This is a genomic window from Mesorhizobium sp. M7A.F.Ca.CA.004.04.2.1 (assembly GCF_004022825.1).
GTDB lineage: Bacteria > Pseudomonadota > Alphaproteobacteria > Rhizobiales > Rhizobiaceae > Mesorhizobium.
This window is the reverse complement of sequence record NZ_RZPH01001552.1, coordinates 1-830: the sequence shown is the minus strand read 5'-3', so window position 1 is coordinate 830 and position 830 is coordinate 1. Positions and strand designations below refer to the sequence as shown.

2 protein-coding genes are annotated in these 830 nt (G+C 66.0%); both read right to left on the bottom strand.

Annotated features, from left to right (window positions below):
* A partial coding sequence (locus EN893_RS36075; RefSeq protein ID WP_206640263.1) for a zinc-ribbon domain-containing protein occupies positions 1 to 130 on the bottom strand: 130 nt, incomplete at its 3' end.
* A 90-nt stretch (positions 131 to 220) separates the two neighbouring features.
* Positions 221 to 830: FAD-dependent oxidoreductase (locus tag EN893_RS36070; RefSeq protein WP_164901496.1), on the bottom strand; the 610-nt coding region annotated here is incomplete at its 5' end.

Below are 830 nucleotides of genomic sequence, written 5' to 3'. Positions count from 1 at the left end.
CGCCATCGACGCCCGCCAGCGCAAAACAGGCGTGCTCGGGATCGTAGAGCACGGGGTTCCCGCAGTTCAGGCACTGGGCGTTCTCGAAATAGATGCGATGGCCGCAATGCGGGCAGTCGAAGAGTTTCATGTCGGTCTCAATTCACCGGAGGTGACACAAATGTTCACGGCGGCCCGTGCCCAACGCGAACAGCCGCGCGGTGTTCCACATTACCTGAAGCTATTTGGCCGCAAGCTGGGCGACAACCTGCCTTGCCACCGCCTCGCCCGACAGCCGTGCGCCGCCGCAGGTCTGGACCAGCGAGCCGGCCAGATGCTCGCCGGCGAAGAAGATCTTGTCGGCCACCGGCTGCATGAGTGCGGCGCGCGCCAGTGAACGGCCGGGGCGGGCCGCGGCATAGGCGCCGCGCACGAAGCGCTCGCCGCCCCAATTGGTCATCATTGCGCGTCCGACATGCTTGCGCGTATCGCCGCCGAAGATGCCGCACAGCCGGTCGACGACGAAGTCGATGCCGGCCGCCTCGCCGGCCGCCGACATTTCCCAGGCGAAATCGCCGCCGACGAAGCCGACCATCAGGTCAAGGTCGAACGGGAAGCAGAGGAAATAGATGTCGTGCCTGGCCATCCGCTCGATCAGCAGGTCGTCGAAGGGCTGCAGCCCGAGCCTGGTGCCCGATATCTCGACCGGCAATTTGGTCAGCATGCCCATCGGCAGGTCGAAGAAGGCGCCGAAATGCGTGTCGGGCAGGGCCGGCGAGAACGCGATCTCCTCGAAGGCGAGCACCGCCGGCGAAGCGGTGACGATCACTGCTTTGGCGCGGACGGTGCCG